This is a genomic window from Microcoleus sp. PH2017_24_DOB_U_A (genome assembly GCF_020738205.1).
GTDB lineage: Bacteria > Cyanobacteriota > Cyanobacteriia > Cyanobacteriales > Microcoleaceae > Microcoleus.
Genome location: NZ_JAEQCT010000009.1, coordinates 1 through 2,297 on the forward strand (window position 1 = coordinate 1; position 2,297 = coordinate 2,297).

Sequence of the window (2,297 nt, forward strand, 5' to 3'; positions counted from 1 at the left end):
TTTTGATCTATATTACCTGTTTATCTTGCACTTTTTTCTCCCTCGCGCCATCTAAACCTATGCCACGCAATATGTGATTGATTTTTCAGCAAGCCCTACTTAAAATTTGGTGTTGTAGCCAGAAATTTTCAAGCTTAGTATAATATTGCGATCACTCCAAATATTCCCTCGGCATTGCAGCATCTGTAAAAATTGGTAGCGTTTCCCAAATTTTCAGCCATTCCGGCAATTCCGCTAATGTTTTGAGCTGAAGCGACATTTCTATTAAGGAAAATTCTAAATTGTGGAAATCTTGAATAATTTCGGCTTTCAAGAAGATTTCATTTCTAGCTAAATCTGGAGCATTAGTCGCGAACGCTATACTGTTACCAGCATCTAAATTGCAGATATAAACTTGTGCGAACACACTTTGAATTGTTTTAACCGCCGCCGCATTAAACTCTTGTTTGTGGAATAGGTGGATAGCTACAACGCCCGTATTTGACAAGTGCGTTTTGCAGAGTTGGTAAAATTCTTGTGTGACCAATGGATAGGGCATATAGCCGCTGCCAAAACCAGCATCCACAATAATTATATCATTTTTTATGGTGGGATTTTGTTCGGCAAGATATTGACGACCATCTTGAATGGCTACTTTTAGTCTGTCATTAAATTGAATGCCAAAAAACTTTTGAGCAACTTCGACAACTGTTGCGTCTATGTCAGCAGATTCGACTATCGCGTTAGGGAAATAGTGATGCAAAATTCTGGGAAGAGTGCCACCCCCAAAACCGATTATATAGATATTTTTTGGTTGAGTTTTCCAGAGTAATGCTAACAGCATTGCTTGGGAATATGGAAATATTAATTTAAGTGGATTGTTGAGGTCGAGGATTGATTGAGCTACACTTGTACTCAAAGTTTCTCTGTCTACCAAAACCAGGAGCAAGCATGATTTATCTTTTTTGATTGCTACGATGCTGTCGCCGGAATGTTGCTGAAATATAATGCCATCTGGCTGTTTTTTAAGCCAGTCAATCTGTTGATTGGCAATTGCTAAATAATACCAATTATCTAAAATTGTGCAACACTCTTCGACCCCCCCTAGCCCCCCCTTGCTAAGGGGGGGGACAAGAATACTGTTATTTCGTTGAAAATTGGTATGATTATTGTTTTGCTTGCCTGCATCATAATTCATAGTATTCTAAATTAGACGTTTGAGATTAAAAATTGATGACTAAAATCGTGGTTGGGATCTGACGTATAGTTTCATTATTGTTGAGAACTTATATCAAATCTAAAATCTAAAATCGAATCACCTCAATCCCAATAATAGCGCGATTCCGCCGATCGCACAAACCACACCCACAACAGCCCGGAGACTAACCTTTTCGCCCGCGAGTACGGCTAGAGGCAGTATAAACAGGGGACTTGTAGAACTAAGTGCTTGAGCGATGGCTGCGGGTGCATATTTCAAGGAAGTCTGTTGCAGGAAAATTCCGAGATAGGTTCCCAAAAAAGCTGCTAAAATTATTGCACCTAATATTTTTGGCGCTTTTAATTGTTGGAAAGTGCCAAGGTTTGTGGGGTTGAGAAAGCACAGCATGACTGCCATACCTCCGCTCAAACGTAAGGCCGCTGTCCACAAGGGATCGATATCTATTTGAGCGAAGGCGGCGCGGGATAAAACTGCTCCGGCTGCGTGGGCTGTTTGTCCTAATAAACTAATGCCTAATCCTTGCCAAAGATGTTTTGATGGTAAGGTGGTTTCGGCTGTTCGTTCGGCAATTACCCAAGCTACGCCGCAGATTGTTAAAAGAATGCCTGTACAAGCAATAAGCGATAGCTTTTCTTGCAAAAATATCAAGCCGAATAAAGCTGTCAAAGGGGGAGATAGGGTTTCTAGAAGCAGCGCTCGCCTCGCACCTAAATATTTTAAGACGATAAAGAAAGCGGTGTCTCCGATGCCAATTCCTAGGGCGCCGCTGATGAGCAGCATTATTAAGATATTGGGGTTGACTGCTGGTAAGGATTTGCCTAAGATTATTATCGTGGCAAAAAGCATGACAAGGGCGATCGCACCTTTGAGCAAGTTTAGTACAACTGCGGGGATTTGCTGTCCGACTCGCTGCCAGATTGTGGAAGATAGAGCCCAGACAAATGCAGCACCTAAAGCCGCGATTTCACCGATAAAATTCATGTGATTTTAGATTTTAGTTTTGACATACTCCCCGGCGTAAACGCGCGGGGATTCTTTACGCCTCATCGACTGATGCTACCTTTCATAGTCTTACTCTGTCTCCGCGTACATTTAAGGT

Annotated in this window: 2 protein-coding genes; both read right to left on the minus strand. The window is 41.8% G+C overall.

Annotation, left to right across the window (positions count from 1 at the left end; genetic code table 11):
• Positions 1-151 precede the first annotated feature (151 nt).
• Positions 152-1,177: a spermidine synthase gene (locus tag JGK07_RS00150; protein WP_293226850.1), complete on the minus strand. Its 1,026-nt coding sequence runs from the start codon at positions 1,175-1,177 to the stop codon at positions 152-154.
• A 117-nt stretch (positions 1,178-1,294) separates the two neighbouring features.
• Positions 1,295-2,170, minus strand: coding sequence for a DMT family transporter (locus JGK07_RS00155; protein WP_293226853.1), 876 nt, complete (start codon positions 2,168-2,170; stop codon positions 1,295-1,297).
• Between the last annotated feature and the right edge of the window lie 127 nt (positions 2,171-2,297).

What these genes read in the sequence shown, in the direction of transcription:
- JGK07_RS00150 (WP_293226850.1), bottom strand. Translation starts at nt 1,177, where the DNA reads ATGAATTATGATGCAGGCAAGCAAAACAATAATCATACCAATTTTCAA.